We start from the raw sequence: 17,613 nt of genomic DNA on the forward strand, positions 1-17,613 counted from the left end.
TAGAATGAAAATAATTTAATATAATTTTATGAAAATTCTTATCACGAGAGGTTGAGGGACTGGCCCTATGACACCTCGGCAGCGGATTCTTTATGAATACTGTGCCAATTCCAGCAAGGTAACTTGAAAGATAAGAAAGAAGCTCATTTTGACTGTATATACAGAAGCCTCTTTCTATCTTTTAGAAAGAGGCTTTTTTACGTGAAAATAAAAGGAGGAAGAAAAATGGGAGCGACAGGAGTAACGTCACAAAGAAAAACAATTGAAGAGAGTATAGAAAGAAATAAGGAAAAGTACATAGAAACAAGTCATAATATTCATGCGAATCCGGAGATTGGTAACCAAGAATTTTACGCATCAAGAACGTTAAGTTTGTTGTTAGGAAGCGCAGGATTTCAGTTGCAGCACAATATAGCTGGTCATGAAACAGGATTTATCGCGCGGAAAAGTTCCGGGAAACAAGGACCAGTTATCGCATTTTTAGCTGAGTATGACGCTTTACCAGGACTCGGTCATGCGTGTGGTCACAATTTAATCGGAACAATTAGCGTTGCAGCAGCGATCGCGTTATCAGAAACGCTTGAGGAAATCGGCGGAGAAGTTGTCGTGTTCGGAACACCAGCAGAAGAGGGCGGGCCAAATGGTAGCGCAAAATCGAGTTATGTGAAAGCTGGCTTATTTAAAAACATTGATGCGGCGCTTATGATTCATCCGAGCGGAAAAACAGCTCCAACGAGTCCATCACTAGCGGTCGATCCACTTGATTTTCATTTTTACGGAAAAACAGCTCATGCAGCGGCCTCACCAGAAGAAGGAATTAACGCATTAGATGCGATTATCCAGCTTTATAACGGTATTAATGCACTTCGCCAACAACTTCCGTCAGATGTGAGAATTCATGGTGTTATTACTGAGGGCGGAAAAGCACCTAATATTATTCCTGACTACGCCGCAGCAAGGTTCTTCATCCGCGCAGCAACGAGAAAAAGATGTGCGGAAGTAACAGAGAAAGTAAGAAACATCGCACAAGGGGCAGCGTTAGCAACAGGCACAAAAGTGAAAATTCATCAATTCCAAAATGAAATCGATGAACTACTCGTAACAAAAACATTTAATGACGTCGTAGCGGAAGAGTTAGAACTACTAGGTGAAGAGGTAAACCGTAAAGAAAGAGTAGGAATTGGCTCAACGGATGCAGGAAACGTAAGCCAAGTCGTACCGACAATTCATCCGTACATTAAAATCGGTCCAGACGATTTAATTGCACATACGAATGAATTTAGAGAAGCAGCTCGTTCAGAACTCGGGGACAAAGCATTAATTACATCGGCAAAAGCACTAGCGAATACAGCGTATCGATTAATTACAGAAGAAGGTTTGTTAGAGAAGGTGAAGGAGGAGTTTAGGGAGGCGCGGAAGAATCAAGGATAGGGAAGAAGGAGAATTATACTCGGGATTTTTTAGTAGGAAATTGAATGAAAAAAGAACCAGTGGCTGGTTTTATTATATTATAAAAGAATTTTTCCACATACACTTCATATTTCTACCTTAGTACCCTCTTATCAGAACGACAATTTCTCTTCAAATTCACTCTTTAAAACAATTAAAGGAGATGATAATCCAAATTGCATTAAAGAGTCTAAAAATGCAGCGAGAGAATCCATCGAATCGCTCATGACTTTCATCATATAATTAAATTCCCCGCTAATTCGATATAAATCTGTTACTTCAGGAGCGGCATTACAATATTGGATGAAATCAGAGCATTGACTCGTTTTGAACATAATAAATGCTTGGATGTTTTTATTAATTTTGGAAGGCTCAAATTTCGTTCGGTAAGCAGCTATAACCCCTTGATCTTCAAGCTTGTTAATGCGTTCTTTTACAGCAGGCTGCGTCATGGATATAATACGTCCTATTTCTGAAACAGAAATTCTTGCATTTTCATACAACAAGTTCATAATTTTATGGTCAATTTCATCTAGTTTTACTGCGTTTTGCATTGGATAGCCCCCCTTTTTATTTTCTAAAGTAAATCGTAAATTATAACTATAATATCATAAGTGAAGGAACTAAATTACCTATAAATCTATATTTAAAATTATTAGTATTTGCTTAAAAATATAAGTATAGGATTTATTAAACGGAAATTTAGGAAGGGTGGAAAAAATGAAGAATCTTGATGGGAAAGTAGCGTTAGTAACAGGGGCGAGTCGCGGTATTGGTCGTGCGATTGCGATGAGATTGGCAAACGACGGTGCATTAGTTGCAATTCACTATGGCCGAAATAAAGCAGCTGCAGATGAAACAATTAGTGAGATTGAATCAAATGGAGGAAAGGCATTCTTAATTGAAGCGGATTTCAATTCAATTGATGGTGTCAAAAAGATAGTAGAACAATTGAAGAATGAATTACAAATAAGAGTTGGTACATCAGAGATTGATATTTTAGTAAACAATGCAGGGATAGGTACACAAGGAACAATTGAAAATACGACAGAAGAAGTTTTTGATGAAATTATGTCTGTAAATATTAAAGCACCGTTCTTCTTAATTCAGCAAACATTACCGTTATTACGAGCGGAGGGGCGAGTTATTAACATTTCATCAGCTGAAGTAAGACTTGGTTTTACAGGGTCCATTGCATACGGTTTAAGTAAAGGTGCACTAAATACGATGACACTTCCTCTAGCTAAACATCTTGGAGAAAGAGGTATAACAGTGAATACAATTATGCCTGGATATACGAAGACAGATATAAATGCGAAATTGCTAGATAATCCGGAAATACGAAATTTTGCTACGAATTCATCTGTGTTCGGACGAATAGGGCAAGTTGAAGATATTGCAGATGTAGTAGCATTCCTTGCTTCTTCTGATAGCCGCTGGGTAACAGGGCAAATTTTAGATGTTTCTGGAGGATTTTGTTTATAGGGGCACTACTTCATACCCATAAAGCTAATATTTTCATATCCCCCTAAATTAAAATTTTCTTTCTCTACAGATAGCTATTTTGAGAAGCCGCTCATTTTTTCGTTTTGAGGGCATTTCTTTTTCTTAAGTTGATGGGTATGTATGGTGACCCCTATTAGACGATAGTGAATTCACAATTTCGGGGTTCAGTTCCACTTTATTCAAAATAAGATTTTTTTGCAGTAAAATCAATGTTAGTGGAACTTTTTTAATCAAACTTTTTTCTAAATTAAAATAAATCCTTGCAACATTTAAATTAGTACTATATAGTTCTAGTTATGAAAAAGGTAAAATTAATGAATCAAAAACGTGTGATTGAAGTAGCTGCAACATTATTTTTAGAAAAAGGGTTTGCTTATACAAGTATGGATGAATTAGTACGTGTAAGCAAAGTTTCAAAGTCTAATGTGTATTATCACTTTTCTAATAAGGAAGTATTATTAGAAGGGGTCGTTGATTATTGGATTGAAATGTATCAATCTGCAATTGATGACGTACTTTCTCAGAACCAATTTTTAGTTGAAGATCGTATCCAACTGTTTTTAAAGCAATTATCACAAGGAGTTCAGTCGAGAGAGTATAAGGGGAGCTGTCCATTTATTACTCTTTATATTCAAAGTCCTAAACAGGCCACGCAAATAAAAGAAAAAATAGGTCTTTTTTTTACAGGATTACAAAAGAAAGTTTCTCTATTACTTAAACAAGGGGTAGAGAATGGAGAATTCAGAAACACGATTAATATTGATGAGGTTGCATCACTTTTTATTACAAATCTTGAAGGAGCGTTATTTATTTCAGAAACATTGAAGGATGCAACTGTAATTACGAAAACAGCAGATCATTTTTTAAAATTGCTTCGATAAAAGAAGCATTTTTTTTACATCAAATTAGTACTAATTAGTACTAAAAAGGGGATTTTATATGAGAACAGTATTTTTAACTGGTGGAACAGGCTTTATTGGAAAGCAATTAGTAAAAGAATTAGCCAAAGAGGATGTTAAAATTCTTCTTTTAGTAAGGTCGAAAAGTAAAGCAATACGCCTTTTTCAAGAAAGAGGCATCTTAAAAAAGGCAGTTATGCACTTTATTGAAGGTGATTTGACGAAAATAGATTTAGGTCTAAGTGCTGAAGATAAGGAGAGGGTATTGAAAACGGATGTGATTATTCACGCAGGAGGCCCCATGGATATTCAAGCGGCAAGTAAAGAGGCAGCTTCCGTATTTTTAAATGGCGCCAAACACATTAGTGAATTAGCTAAAAGCATTCATCAATTGAAGGGCTTGCAACAATTTATTCATGTTGTAGGTTATATGAGTCCCTTTGATGATAAAAATAGCAAGATTGCAATTGATGTGTTTAAAGAAGGAAACAATTATTTGAAAATAAAAAATCCATATGAGAGAACAAAATTTTTAGCAGATCTTTATATCCGTCACCAGGCATCAGCAGTAGGTTATCCGCTTTCTGTAATTAATCCGCCAACTGTAGTCGGTAGTAGTAAAACAGGAAGTACAGAGCAGATAGCAGGATTAGGTTTGCTTGTGATGAGTATGCGAAGAGGGCTCATGCCAGTGATTCCTGGAGGTAAGGGATATAGGTTACCACTGATTTCAAACGATGAGCTTGCGAAGTTTATTGTGCAGGTTTTCAGATTGGAACAACCGACTATTCAAACATATACACTTGTTGAAGACAAACAGCACGATCAGAACATTGCTGAATTATTAAGTATTATGTCGGAAAGTATGAATATGAGGGCACCAAAAATCTCTGTCCCAATGCCACTTATGAAAGCAATTATGAATAGTGGAGTAAGTAAAATAACAAAAATTCCTTCTGATGGACTGAATTTTATTACAAAACGAAAATTTTCAAATGTTTCAGCGAAAAAAATTATGGGAGGAGATTGGTTTAAGAAGACGAGTGTAATGAAATTTTTCCCTGCCGTAGTAGCTGATCTGGATTATCGAATGATGTATCAAAATGGCCAGCATAATCATTTATTTAAACGAACATTATGCGATAACACTACCCTTTACCAATTACAAGGAGAGGGTAAACCGTTTATTTTATTACATGGTTTATTGAGTGATGGAGAGGATTTATTTCCCTTAGCACAAGAGCTTCATGAAAAAACTGGTCAACCTGTATGGATCTTGGATCTTCCAGGTTTGGGACGTTCTCCTTTTAAACAAGAGAAAAATCTTCTAGATATCTATTTGAATGTAGTGAAAAAGTTATTGGAGAAAGCTACTAATGGTGCACATCTAATTGGCCATTCATTCGGTGCGTTTATTCTTCTGGAAGCATTGGTACAAGAGTACATAGATAAGAAGTATTCAATCACTTTACTTCAGCCACCTGTTGCTAAAAAAAATGCTAAATCGCTAAATGTTCCCCAATTTATGAACAAATGGACATTAAAATTGGCAACTACTAATTTGATAGGGCGTTATTTATTAAGTAATGGTTTGTTTGAAAGTATGGAGAGCATCCCTGAACATTATATCGAAAAAATAAGTAACAGTTTTACTTCTCCTAGAATTTTAAATACTACGGTTCAGCTTAACAGTTTACTACTGAAAAACGATCAAGGTGATTTCAATGAAGTAACAAAGTATAATCTTCACATTATTTGGGGGGAGTATGACAGAGGCTATTCTGCTCCATCGCATCTTGGTAAGGTTGATTTTGTTCCATATGGCCATCATTTTCCTCTTAGCCATCCGAGTGAAACGGCAACATTAGTAATAAAAAATAGTAATACTAGCAGATGAGAGTGTGGGATAAATAAACAGTGTGTAGTAAGATCGTTGTGTCTTTGAAATAAAATCGTACTGTGTGGGGCCCACCCCATCACTATCAGACTAAGAAACGCAAATACCTCAAAACGAAAAAATGAGCATTTTGTTACAAGATAGTACAAAATTTCGTTCTGGGGGTGCTATAAAATTTTAGCTTGATGGCGATGTGGTGCTACCCCATGCCCATCAACTTAAGAATTTAGAACTCCCAAAAAAAATTATGAGTTTTTTGTTACAAGTTATCACAAAATTTTCGTTTTTTGGGTAGTTTTATTTTCTTAGCTTGATTGCGATGAGCGGTACCCCATAAAGGCCCCTGATACATAATTGATGTTCTGCCATTTGTAGAAAACAATCTACTTATACCATTTTAACAAGAAGAAATATCTCGTCCATGTTGTAATATTGGCTTAGGTTAAGCTTGTGAAAAAACATATTCATGTATAATACAATTGATGTATGATACATTAGTTGTAGGAGGGTGACCTATTTGAAAAGAGAAGATGCCTTAAAACTAAGAACAGATATTAAGAAAATGATTATAATAACTGGGGTTTTTGAATCTCAAAATTTGCCCAATGGACCATTTGAAAAACCTTTACCAACTTCTCAAATGATGGCGTTAGAGGAACTAGAGGTGGAAAAACTAACTGTTTGGCAACTATCCAATAAACTTAGATTAGAGACTTCAACTGTAAGTAGATTGGTAGATAAGTTAGTAAAAAAGGGGCTTATTTATCGTGAAGTAAATGAAAAAAATAGAAGAGAACTTTTTCTGCACCTCACAGAAAAAGGTCACATAACTGTTAATTGCTTAAGAGAGCAATCCATTACATTTTATCAAAGTATTCTCAATAATTTATCAGAATCAGAACAAAAAATAGTTGTGGATGGTTTTGAATTATTTATTGATTCTATTTCTAAGCCTTTTGATTAGAGTGAGGTAAGTCATAACATTTGGAGGATAAAATGAGTTTGCATTTTGAACGTCCTATTATTGAATTAAAAGAGAAATTTGATGAATTAAAGAAAATTATGAAAGAAAATAATGTAGATTTATCGTCAGAAATTCATGAATTAGAAAAACGTTTAAATAAAATGCAAGATAAAATTTATTCTAATATTACACCTTTTCAACGAGTTCAAATTGCAAGGCTACGTAACCGACCCACGACATTGGACTATATACCTTTATTGTTTACAAACTTTCTCGAACTTCATGGTGATCGATTATATGGTGATGATAAAGCAATGATAGGTGGTATTGCAAAATTTAAAGGGATGCCCGTTACGGTTATTGGTCATCAAAGAGGTAGAAATACAAAGGAAAATATAGAAAGAAATTTTGGAATGGCACATCCAGAAGGTTATAGAAAAGCGCTAAGACTTATGAAACAAGCTGATAAATTTAATCGCCCTATTATTACATTTATTGATACAATAGGCGCCTATCCAGGGAAAGGGTCTGAAGAACGTGGAATTTCTGAAGCGATAGCTCGAAATCTATTTGAAATGGCTACACTTAAAGTACCAATTGTTTGTATTGTAATTGGAGAGGCATCAAGTGGTGGAGCTCTTGGCATTAGTGTCGGTAACCATATCCATATGTTAGAGTATTCATGGTACTCGGTAATTTCGCCAGAAGGAGCAGCATCTATCCTATGGAAGGACGCTAAGTATGCTCCAGAAGCTGCTGAACATATGAAAATTTCAGCAAAAGATTTAAAACATTTAGGAATTATTGATGAAATCATTCCTGAAATTAAAGGTGGAGCACAAAATGATATAAAATCACAGGCAAAAATGATTGAATCTGTAATCGAATCATCTCTAAAAAAATTGATACTATTATCCTCGGAAGAGCTTATACAACAGCGGTATGAAAAGTATAGACAAATAGAGAATTATAAATGAAAATATTTAAAGTCCGTATTACATTTCGGAGGATTCTCGCAAAAAAATTTTTAATATTTTGTAAGTAACCTCTTAAACTGGGATATGCTGATACTATTACTCTACAAAAGATGTGTGATCGGTATGGAAAAGGAAAATTTGTTCAAATGGAAGCATTATCACATACCCATCAACTTAAGAAATTGATTGTTCCCCAAAACGAAAAAATGAGCTGAATTCTCATAAGTAACTGTGAAAAGGTGGAAATTTCGGTATAGGGGTATCTCAAAAGCTTAGGTTGATGGCAATGGGGTCCCGCCAACAAGACACGAATTTTGCATGCTAAGCAAAAAAACAATAAGCTGTCCACATGGACAGCTTATTTACATAATTCTCGTTATTGGAAGTTGTTTTTAGTTGATCAGTTCTTATATTTTATAATAGTGCCATTTGTATCTTTAAATTCTAAAACAGTCGTAATAAGATCAAAAGACTTTAAATCATCATCTAATTTATTAGGAAGGATCACGTACCATAAACTCCATCCTTTGTACTTTGTTTCGTTTGGTAAGAATTTATCTAAATCTACAATATGTCCTGGGGTAGATTCATATGATACCTTGCTAATAGATGGGTTTTTAAGATAACCAGAAATAACTTTTCCATTTGATATTCCCATAGTAGGTGATATACCAGAATCTTGTACTTCTAATTCACTTACATTTGTTGCTCCTGTTATCCCACTAACAGTCCATTTTCCATTTTCTATTTCTAAATCTGCTATTGAAATGTAATTATCAGGTGTAACAAAAAAGGCTATTTTTTCATCTATTTTTATAATACGTTTTAGAGCATTATATTTATCTAACTCTGTATTATTTGTTGGTTTTAACCCTTGTTTTAATGCTTCTTGTTGCGTGTTGTACCCTGTTGAAATTGAACAGCCACTAATGATAAGAAATAGGGAACCTAATATAAGATGTTTTCTTAGTTTTTTATACAAAAGTTTTCCCCCTTTTTATGTTTTGTTAAAATATGGATTTATTATATTCTATCACGAAGAAATTAGAATAAGTCGTACATTTCTTGATGTATACCATATTCATATGAGGTTTACATAACGTCCTATTGTCGGTAGCAAGTTTTTCATAAACTCCTTGTTTTTACTAAATTTTTTGTCTCTATGTCTATCTATCTCTTACACAAGATTTTATACATCATTGATATAGCGGGGATTCTAGGGATCTTCGCTATTCTTTTTTGCATAAAATCTTGTATGAAAAAGTAGTTAGACTAGCGTGTTTTACTCCGGTTCATTTCAAAATACAATTGAAAATTCATCTTTAAATTAAAAAAGAAAGTGTTACCTATATATATTAATAACTTCGAAATATTGTATAACAGATAATTTTTATTGTGCTAACGAATCAGGATAGTGTGGCGACTGACCAACTAAATAGTTGCTTATCCTCAATTATTAGAAGGGAAGTTCTATCATTTCGCGAATTTATTAGACATAGACGAGCGCTATAATTTTCTATATGTACATAAAGAGGTGAATACGCATGAATCAAAGACCTTCAGAAGAAGAATACGCCGGGAACTCCGGCGAATATATCCGTTTGGTGCCGGACGGTAACATCATCGATATTCTGTTCGCCCAGGAAAAGCAAATGACCGAGCTCCTGGCATCGTTGACCGAAAGCCAGGCCGCATATCGGTATGCGGAAGGAAAATGGACGCTGAAAGAAGTCGTGGGCCACATTGCAGATGCGGAACGCGTCATGACCTACCGCCTGCTCCGGTTCGCAAGAGGGGACCAGACGTCTCTGACTGGTTTTGATCAGGAATTGTTCATGCCTCCTTTCGGAAGTTGGACAACCGAGCAATTGGCCGAAGACTACCGGGCCGTACGGCAATCAACGATCACATTGCTGCGCGGGCTACCGGCGGAGGCGTGGACCCGCAAGGGCACAGCCAACAACCTAAGCATTACGGTGCGCGCCCTCGCGTACGGCATCGCAGGACACGAACTTCATCACATGGGGGTCATCCGAAATCGGTACTTGAGTTAATCTTCGGCTGAGGCCTTTGGAATGGAACTAACACCTCTCATCCAACCTTAGATACCGTTCTTATTGGGGTCCCGCCCCACAACCATCAACTTAAGGATTTAGACTATTTTTGAAATTAAAAGCACATTACTATTCTCTTATGTTAATGAGAAAGGGTGACGTGCTTTTTATGAATATGTACCAAAAACAAGAGTTATCTTTATTTGCCGAAGAGTTATATCGATTTTTTTCATTTGGGGGTATTTGTTTTTCTTAGCTTGATGGTGATGGAGCACTACGCTATAATGGTCAAATTAAAATTTAAAACAGTTATAGAGACTCCATTCCTCGGAAACATTGTAACTATTAAGTTGTAAAAAGAACCGTAGTTTTTTATTTTTGAAAAGGCTATGGTCCTTTTTAGTTGTAGCAAAGATATGATGTGAGGAGGTTTTTATAAATCAAAAAAAATTGATTAATTAGTTGCATAATAAATTAATCAGCGTATATACTATAAATATCAAAAAAAATTGATGAAGGGAGAGGAAACTACAGTGGCACAGGATTTTAAGTTATATGAGAAAAAGTTTAAAGCGTTGGCGGATCAGAAGCGTTTAGAGATTATGTATGAACTTTGCCAGCGGGGCCAGACTTGTGTATGTGATTTAACAGAAGTTTTTGAAATGACGCAATCTAAGTTGTCGTATCATTTAAAAATCTTATTAGATGCAGGTTTAATTGTAAAAGAAACAAAGGGTACGTGGAGTTATTATGATTTAAATGATGCGGAAGTAAATAATTTATTATCAGAAGAATTATGCTGTATCTTTAGAAAAACAGGCAAAGGTAGTTGCTGTTAAAATTTTGCACTATTAATCAAAAAAAATTGATTAATAACATGTAAAGAGGAGGAAGAAGCTATGAGATATGTTCACGTTGGGATAAATGTTACGAATTTAGAGAAGTCTATTGAATTTTACGAAAAGGTATTTGGCGTATCACCAGTAAAGGTGAAAGTAGATTATGCAAAATTTTTATTAGAGACGCCAGGACTTAATTTTACGCTAAACGTACGAGATGAAGTGAAGGGAAATCAGGTAAATCATTTTGGTTTCCAAGTGGATACAGCTGAAGAAATTACATTTCATAAAGAAAGATTAGAAAAAGAAGGGTTCTTTGCACGTGATGAGATGGATACGACTTGTTGCTATGCAGTTCAAGATAAGTTTTGGGTAACGGATTTTGATGGGAACGAGTGGGAATTCTTTTATACGAAAGCACATAGTGATGTTCATAAAATTGAAGATTCATCTTGTTGCACGACTTCTAACGTAGTAGAAAAAAATTCTTGTTGTTAATAGGAGATGGAAAATAAAATGAAACGTTTATCTTTTCTAGATCGATATTTAACACTATGGATTTTTCTAGCTATGGCTGTAGGGATTGGTTTAGGGTTTGTGTTTCCTAGTGTAGTAGACGGACTAAATACATTGCAAGTTGGAACAACGTCTATCCCGCTTGCTGTCGGTTTAATTGTCATGATGTATCCACCATTAGCGAAAGTTCGTTACGAGGAAATGGGCCGAGTATTTAAAGACGTAAAAGTATTGGTTTTATCTTTAGTACAAAACTGGATTATTGGGCCTGTACTTATGTTTGTTTTAGCAATTATTTTTCTTCCTGATAAGCCAGAATACATGGTCGGACTCATTATGATTGGTTTAGCACGCTGCATTGCAATGGTGATTGTTTGGAACGACCTTGCAGATGGGGATAAAGAGTATGCAGCAGGTTTAGTAGCTTTTAACTCCGTATTCCAAATGTTATTTTTCTCCGTTTATGCATACGTGTTTGTAACAGTCATTCCAGAATGGTTAGGGATTGAAGGGGCTATTGTCGATATTACAATGGTAGAAGTAGCGAAATCAGTATTTATCTATTTGGGAATTCCTTTTATAGCAGGTATGTTAACACGTTTTGTACTCGTTAAGTTAAAAGGAAGACAATGGTATGAAAAGGTGTTTATACCTAAGATTAGTCCACTTACATTACTTGCATTACTATTTACAATCATCGTTATGTTCTCTTTAAAAGGGGAAATGATTGTTAGCGTACCATTAGATGTAGTAAGAATAGCAATTCCGTTATTAATCTATTTTATTGTAATGTTTTTTGTTTCTTTCTTTATGGGAAGAAAAATTGGTGCAAACTATCCGGTGACTACAACGTTAGCATTTACAGCAGGTAGCAATAACTTTGAGTTAGCAATCGCTGTAGCAGTTGGTGTGTTTGGTATTCATTCAGGCGCAGCATTTGCAGCTGTTATCGGGCCTTTAGTTGAAGTACCTGTAATGATTGCACTTGTAAACGTCGCTTTTTGGTTTAAGCGTAAATATTTTAATGATCAACCAGTATAATTTAAAAATAAAGGCGGAAAACAACATGAAAAACAAAAAGACAATCTATTTCTTATGCACAGGAAATTCATGCCGAAGCCAAATGGCAGAAGCATGGGGCAAACAATATGTAGGCGATAAGTGGAATGTATATTCTGCAGGAATTGAAGCACACGGAGTAAATCCAAATGCTATTAAAGCGATGAAAGAAGTAAATATCGACATAACAGATCAAACATCAGATATAATTGATGTAAATATTTTAAATAACGCTGATTTAGTTGTTACCCTTTGTAGTCATGCGGATTCTGTTTGTCCTTCGACACCTCCGCACGTAAATCGTGTTCACTGGGGATTTGATGACCCGGCAGGAAAAGAATGGTCTGAATTTCAACGTGTTCGCGATGAAATCGGTGAACGGATTAAACGATTTTCTGAAACAGGTGAATAAATAAAGTAAAGAGCGAACCTTCTATCAGGAGGTTCGCTCTTTTTTACTATATATTTCATTATATATCCATTTACTTAATGCAGCGGTTTAAACCAACTACCAGAACAAATAAGGAATATTCTGTTATAATAGAACAGTTTCAGGAAGGCGGTGTAACGTATGATTTCTGAATTAAACAAGAATGATTTTTACAAATGTGTTTAATTATGTAGGTTATTATTTTCCGTTTGAGTAAATTAGGCGGGTGTTACAAACCTCTTATCTTAAAAGTTTTTACATGTAAGGAGAATAGTATGAAACACATAATAAAAGATATATTAATGAATTATTTTAAAGAAATTCATACACTAATAGTGGAAGAAGAATTACATAAAAATAGCTGGCATACAGATCTACACTATAAAATCATGGTAAATGGAAATCGGTATTCCGCACGGTTTATGAACAGCAATCGAACAATCAATCCAGCTTTTGGGACATTATCAAATGAAGAATTGAAAGAGCAAGTACGGTTTACGTATTATTTACGTAAGCATGGAATTCCTTTTATGCAAATTAACAAGAATAGGTCAGGGGAGTCATTTACATTAGTTACTTGGAATGATGAACAGTACCGATTTGTATTGGCAAATTGGATTGAAGGAGAGCATCTTACACACTGCACAGAATTTATCGCAGAATCCTTTGGAAAGGAAGCGAGAAAGATACATGATATTTCTAGTACATTTCAAAGCTCGATTTTTCAAAAGAAATCTCATTTGGATGGGTATGTTAAGTTTATAGAAATGTTAGAAAATAAGTGCGGGACATGTAATGGATTACGTGAGTATATAGACCTCGCTAAAAGACATATAGAGTGTGCATATACAAGTGATTTACAGTTTATTGTACAAACAGATTTAAATCCTTTAAATGTCATATGGGACTCAAGTCAATGTGTAAAAGGAATTGTAGATTTTGAATCTATTGGATATGTTGATCGTATTGAAGGACTAGCCTTTTTAATAAAATGGTATTCTCGAACAGAAGGGATACAGTCACATGAAGTATGTTCAAGTGTTGCTATTTCATTTTTAGAAGGGTATAGGGCCCATAATATTTTAACCTCAAATGATTATAAGAGACTTTCTTCATTATTATGGTTATCTGGTGCTTTGAATTGGAACTTCGTTAAAAAAACGTTAAGTATGTTAGATGATGTGGGGCGGTTAGAAGAACATTTGAAAGTTTATAGAGTAAGGGGAGAAAGATTGTCCTCGCTGATAAGTAGAGAAAGAGCCAACTCGTGTGAGTAGGCTCTTTCGTTTGTATACGATTATAATTATTTATAAAACTATCATTCAAAATGTTGATGATAGTGAATATGATGTTTTAAAAAATTTACATATGTGCTCATAAATTTATGCAGAGAGCTCATATGACTTCGTAAAAATACTTGAATATGCCGAAGACTATGGTTCATATACGTCAGGATTTATTTCTTTAGAGTTATTAATTGAAAAAGGACTGTTACCAGAATATAGTGCTAATTTATTAGGAGCTTGTAGACTGAAAATTTAATAAGACTCATCCCGCAAAATCGAAGAAGCAGGAATGTGTACAGATAATTGATGATTTTTCTGATCCTCTCATTTTAATAATAGTAAGGGAAAATAGAGGGAATCTTTAAGGGGGATAAAAGAGAGTTTAATAAAGAAAATGAATAATTAATATTAAATAAAAGAACGCAATTTAGAATTTATTTCTAATTATGTTCTTTTATTTTGTAACAATGCTATGTGTAAAGAACTTGGTAATTTATTCAGAAAAAAATAAAAAGAGCACTATAAATTAGCACTCTTTTCGAAAGTGAGTATAAATTCCTATTATTCTATACTAGTATATGATCTGTATTATGTAATTTCTACAAAAATGGATGTAAGTTTTCTTTAAAAATAGAGGCTTTTTGTTATAAAGCCTCTATTACCGAAAACTAAAGTTACGTTATAACAAATTCAATTACAATAGGAGTAGCTCCATCTAGGACGGCTCCTCCTACAATAGTAGCTGCAGTAGTAGTAACTCCAGTAATGGTATCACCTGTTTGAATAACACCGTTAATATATAGTGTAAAAAATGCATAAGAAGCAGGAAATGTTGTTACAGCCCCAGTGTCATTAGTGAAGTCGGTGTTAGCAAAAGTTAAATCAGCTCCAGCAACAGTTCCCGTTGCTGCTGTACTTACAAATCTTCTTCCAGCAATAAAAGGTTTAACGATAGGCATTTATGTTCACCTCTTTTTAAGAATTGACTCAGACAAGTTTGTAGAAAGCTCGGTCTTGTATTTTATTTTATGTTGTGCTTCTTTGAAAAGAAACGGCTTGTATACTAGTGAAAAATGTATATATTATGTGTGTATAAAATATAAGTAGATTTGTTCAAAGTGACTTAAAAATAAAAAGAGAGTCTTGCAAACAAAGGTTTCATGTTATAGAAAAGGAGAAATTAAAAAAAGAGCACTCTATATAAGTGCTTTTTAAGATAGGGAGTAACTCATTGGGCAGAACGTCTAGGATAGTAGTATATGATGTAAAAAAATAAGAACAAATTTTATTATTAACTCCATATAAAAGAGTAACTAGCAAAAACTAACTGCAATGAGAAAATCACATCCATGAATTTAAGGAGTATAGCTATTTCATAGATTGAGTATAAGTATGGACGAAAATTCTAAGTATATATAACAGAAAATGATAAAGCAGCTAGTATAACTAACTGCTCGGCTGGTTCTCCGTGGGGATCGGAGAAAGGTTAAGGATTCATTAAATGAGTTCTGGCTATTGCCTATCTGCATTATCGACGGAATATTGAGTTTTATTCAGAGGGGAAGAAAATTTACATATTAAAAGTTAATATATGCATTTTTGAAATATGCCGGAGTTACTTATAAACAATCGTAGCTTTAACGATTTTATAATAGTACTTCTTCCATGTTATTGCTTAATTGTTTTCAGCAGTTAAAGTTAGAAAAAACTTAATCATTATATCATCACCCTTTCTCTATTTTTATTTTATAAATAAATATCTAAGTTTAATATTTTAAATAAAAAGAATATTAATATTTGTTTTTATATATGAAATTAATATCGTTTATTTTTGAATGAAATTATCTGCAAATCAGTTGATTAATATAAAAATTTAAAAGGACTATTTAATAAGATAATCCTTTTAAAAGCATATAGGTACAATTCGTATTTGAGCTGTTTTTGAATGCAATAAGGTATCAAATTAATGAAAATGCCCAAAAATGAACAATAAAGGTGTTTCATTTGAAGGAGTGAAAGGATTGACTAATTCGAAGAAAAAGAAATTTAAAAAAGCAATTGCTCGCCGTGCAAAGGCTATACAAAAGGACGAGAAAGAAAGGTTAGATAAAGCTTGGAGGAATCTTTTTATATAGCCAAGTATCATGAAATAAATATAGTTCGGCTAGAAAACTAAAAGACGCCAAATCATTAAAGCGGCAATTATAGCTGTTGAATTGGTGTCCTTTTTATTTTGAAAAGGGAGAGGGGGGAATGAAGATGCTAAGGGATCAATTATGTGAGTGGAAAAAGCAAACAAAACAAGCGAAGAAGAAACCAAAAGAGAAATCAATTGAATATTAAATTAACCTAAAATCTAAGAATCAATTTGATTTATCTTTTTTAAATATAAATTACTAATTAAAATTTGCATCTACATCATATAGTTAGTACACTAACTATATGATTAGTACACTAACTATAGGAGAGTTATATGAATAATTTAGGTTATTTATTACACAAAGTAAGTATAATGACGAAAACAGAATTATCAAACCAACTAAAAAAGTATAAAATAACGGCTCAACAATGGTCAGTTTTAAAGGACATATCCCTTCATCCGAACGGAACAACACCTGCTATGATTGCTGAAAGGCTATTAGCAGACCGTCCCACAGTAACCGGAATTATGCAACGATTATTGCATAAAGAATGGATTCTTATAAAACATAATCCTAAAGATAAACGGTCACATTTAATATTTTTAACGGATGAAACTAAGGCATTAATACAGGAAATAGAAAATGTAAGCAATGAAGTTATAAAAAGTGCTACAGCTAGTATCCCTAAGGAAGAAGTAGAAAATACAGTTCGAGTTTTGCAAAGTATGATTCAAAATTTACAAAAAAATAAAGGGTGTTTAAAATGATTTTAGTAACAGGTGCTACAGGGAATGTAGGAGGAGAGGTTGTAAAAGGACTAATACAAAGAAAGGCTATTTTCAAAGTCGCAACGCGCAGGAGAGAAGCAGAGGGAGTATATTTTGATTTTGAAAACCGGTCATCTGTGAAGACTGCTTTAAAAGGTGTTACTAAATTATTTCTAATACGACCACCACATCTAGCTGATGCGAAAAAATACTTTCAGCCTGTTATAGATGCTGCAAAAGAAATAGGTGTAAAACAAATTGTATTTTTATCTTTATTAGGAGTAGAAAAAAATCCAATAGTACCTCATGCTAAAATTGAATCTATAATAAAAGATTCTGGAATCCCTTATACATTTCTAAGACCGAGTTTTTTTATGCAAAATTTACTATCACAACATGGTGATGAATTAAGAAATGAAAAAATAATTGAGGTACCTGCTGGTAAAGGAAAAACAAGTTTTATAGATGTACGAGATATTGGAGAAGTTGCAGCTAAAATATTAACCGAAGAGGGACATGAATTTAAAGCGTATGCTTTAACAGGAAATGAGGCATTAACATACTATGAAGTTGCTGCTATTATTTCAAAAACAATAAATAAACATATTATCTATACAAATCCAAGTATATTTAAATTTAGAAAAAGAATGCTTCAAAAGGGACTTAACAAGGAATTTATTTGGGTTATGATTGGAATATATACAACCGCCAAATTAGGATTAGCTAAAAAAGTCACATCAGATTTATCAAATTTACTAGATAGAAATCCGATAACTATGGAAAAGTTTGTTTATGATTATAAAGAATTATTCTTATAATGATACAAAAA

The 17,613-nt window shown here is 33.9% G+C and carries 18 protein-coding genes and 1 riboswitch; of the genes, 15 read left to right on the forward strand and 3 right to left on the reverse strand.

Features of this window, described 5'->3' with window-relative positions; genetic code table 11:
- Positions 1-35: 35 nt before the first annotated feature.
- A riboswitch (SAM riboswitch) is annotated at positions 36-137 on the forward strand.
- A gap of 88 nt (positions 138-225) precedes the next feature.
- Entirely contained in the window at positions 226-1,431 is a 1,206-nt protein-coding gene (locus tag MHH66_RS11045) for a M20 family metallopeptidase (protein WP_063217983.1), read from the forward strand.
- Between the two features lie 131 nt (positions 1,432-1,562).
- Here MHH66_RS11045 and MHH66_RS11050 read toward each other — a convergent pair whose 3' ends face one another.
- Positions 1,563-2,003 (reverse strand): Lrp/AsnC family transcriptional regulator, encoded by a 441-nt coding sequence (locus MHH66_RS11050; protein WP_001178569.1) that lies wholly within the window; start codon positions 2,001-2,003, stop codon positions 1,563-1,565.
- Between the two features lie 166 nt (positions 2,004-2,169).
- Between MHH66_RS11050 and MHH66_RS11055 the strand changes: the two genes are divergently transcribed.
- The 5 genes from MHH66_RS11055 (at position 2,170) to MHH66_RS11075 (ending at position 7,692) form a co-directional block, all read left to right on the forward strand.
- The gene (locus MHH66_RS11055; protein WP_016105343.1) at positions 2,170-2,934 is read left to right on the forward strand and encodes an SDR family oxidoreductase; all 765 of its coding nucleotides are present in this window, start codon (positions 2,170-2,172) and stop codon (positions 2,932-2,934) included.
- 335 nt (positions 2,935-3,269) lie between these two features.
- Positions 3,270-3,836: a TetR/AcrR family transcriptional regulator gene (locus MHH66_RS11060; protein ID WP_001072320.1), complete on the forward strand. Its 567-nt coding sequence runs from the start codon at positions 3,270-3,272 to the stop codon at positions 3,834-3,836.
- Positions 3,837-3,894: 58 nt separating this feature from the next.
- The gene (locus MHH66_RS11065; RefSeq protein ID WP_078185557.1) at positions 3,895-5,751 is read left to right on the forward strand and encodes an alpha/beta fold hydrolase; all 1,857 of its coding nucleotides are present in this window, start codon (positions 3,895-3,897) and stop codon (positions 5,749-5,751) included.
- A gap of 517 nt (positions 5,752-6,268) precedes the next feature.
- Positions 6,269-6,715, forward strand: a complete 447-nt coding sequence (locus MHH66_RS11070) for a MarR family winged helix-turn-helix transcriptional regulator (RefSeq protein ID WP_000817662.1) — start codon at positions 6,269-6,271, stop codon at positions 6,713-6,715.
- A 32-nt stretch (positions 6,716-6,747) separates the two neighbouring features.
- Positions 6,748-7,692, forward strand: a complete 945-nt coding sequence (locus tag MHH66_RS11075; RefSeq protein ID WP_063217980.1) for an acetyl-CoA carboxylase carboxyltransferase subunit alpha — start codon at positions 6,748-6,750, stop codon at positions 7,690-7,692.
- Positions 7,693-8,092: 400 nt separating this feature from the next.
- Here the strand turns inward: MHH66_RS11075 and MHH66_RS11080 are convergent, their stop codons facing one another.
- Positions 8,093-8,674 (reverse strand): hypothetical protein, encoded by a 582-nt coding sequence (locus MHH66_RS11080; protein ID WP_078185558.1) that lies wholly within the window; start codon positions 8,672-8,674, stop codon positions 8,093-8,095.
- 562 nt (positions 8,675-9,236) lie between these two features.
- On the opposite strand from MHH66_RS11080, the gene MHH66_RS11085 reads away from it, so the two are divergent.
- The 6 genes from MHH66_RS11085 to MHH66_RS11110 all read left to right on the forward strand — a co-directional run bounded on the left by MHH66_RS11085 (position 9,237) and on the right by MHH66_RS11110 (position 13,867).
- On the forward strand, positions 9,237-9,746 hold the full coding sequence (locus MHH66_RS11085) for a DinB family protein (RefSeq protein ID WP_063217978.1): 510 nt from the start codon (positions 9,237-9,239) through the stop codon (positions 9,744-9,746).
- 512 nt (positions 9,747-10,258) lie between these two features.
- Positions 10,259-10,585 (forward strand): arsenical resistance operon transcriptional regulator ArsR, encoded by a 327-nt coding sequence (gene arsR / locus MHH66_RS11090; protein WP_161939634.1) that lies wholly within the window; start codon positions 10,259-10,261, stop codon positions 10,583-10,585.
- A 60-nt stretch (positions 10,586-10,645) separates the two neighbouring features.
- On the forward strand, positions 10,646-11,083 hold the full coding sequence (locus MHH66_RS11095) for an ArsI/CadI family heavy metal resistance metalloenzyme (RefSeq protein ID WP_063217977.1): 438 nt from the start codon (positions 10,646-10,648) through the stop codon (positions 11,081-11,083).
- A gap of 18 nt (positions 11,084-11,101) precedes the next feature.
- The gene (gene arsB, locus MHH66_RS11100) at positions 11,102-12,142 is read left to right on the forward strand and encodes an ACR3 family arsenite efflux transporter (RefSeq protein ID WP_002110658.1); all 1,041 of its coding nucleotides are present in this window, start codon (positions 11,102-11,104) and stop codon (positions 12,140-12,142) included.
- Between the two features lie 25 nt (positions 12,143-12,167).
- On the forward strand, positions 12,168-12,572 hold the full coding sequence (gene arsC, locus MHH66_RS11105) for an arsenate reductase (thioredoxin) (protein ID WP_061674483.1): 405 nt from the start codon (positions 12,168-12,170) through the stop codon (positions 12,570-12,572).
- Between the two features lie 293 nt (positions 12,573-12,865).
- A complete protein-coding gene (locus tag MHH66_RS11110) occupies positions 12,866-13,867 on the forward strand; it encodes a phosphotransferase enzyme family protein (RefSeq protein WP_078185559.1) in 1,002 nt (333 codons plus the stop codon).
- A 683-nt stretch (positions 13,868-14,550) separates the two neighbouring features.
- Here MHH66_RS11110 and MHH66_RS11115 read toward each other — a convergent pair.
- Entirely contained in the window at positions 14,551-14,835 is a 285-nt protein-coding gene (locus tag MHH66_RS11115; protein ID WP_078185560.1) for a DUF4183 domain-containing protein, read from the reverse strand.
- A gap of 1,062 nt (positions 14,836-15,897) precedes the next feature.
- On the opposite strand from MHH66_RS11115, the gene MHH66_RS11120 reads away from it, so the two are divergent.
- From MHH66_RS11120 to MHH66_RS11130, 3 genes are all read left to right on the forward strand, one after another.
- Positions 15,898-16,011: a DUF3983 domain-containing protein gene (locus MHH66_RS11120; protein WP_106408020.1), complete on the forward strand. Its 114-nt coding sequence runs from the start codon at positions 15,898-15,900 to the stop codon at positions 16,009-16,011.
- A 338-nt stretch (positions 16,012-16,349) separates the two neighbouring features.
- Positions 16,350-16,784: a MarR family winged helix-turn-helix transcriptional regulator gene (locus MHH66_RS11125; protein ID WP_078185927.1), complete on the forward strand. Its 435-nt coding sequence runs from the start codon at positions 16,350-16,352 to the stop codon at positions 16,782-16,784.
- The gene (locus MHH66_RS11130; protein ID WP_078185928.1) at positions 16,781-17,602 is read left to right on the forward strand and encodes an SDR family oxidoreductase; all 822 of its coding nucleotides are present in this window, start codon (positions 16,781-16,783) and stop codon (positions 17,600-17,602) included. Before MHH66_RS11125 ends, MHH66_RS11130 begins: the two co-directional genes overlap by 4 nt.
- Positions 17,603-17,613 lie beyond the last annotated feature (11 nt).

The organism is Bacillus sp. FSL H8-0492 (assembly GCF_038006145.1).
Taxonomy (GTDB): Bacteria; Bacillota; Bacilli; order Bacillales; family Bacillaceae_G; genus Bacillus_A; species Bacillus_A mycoides.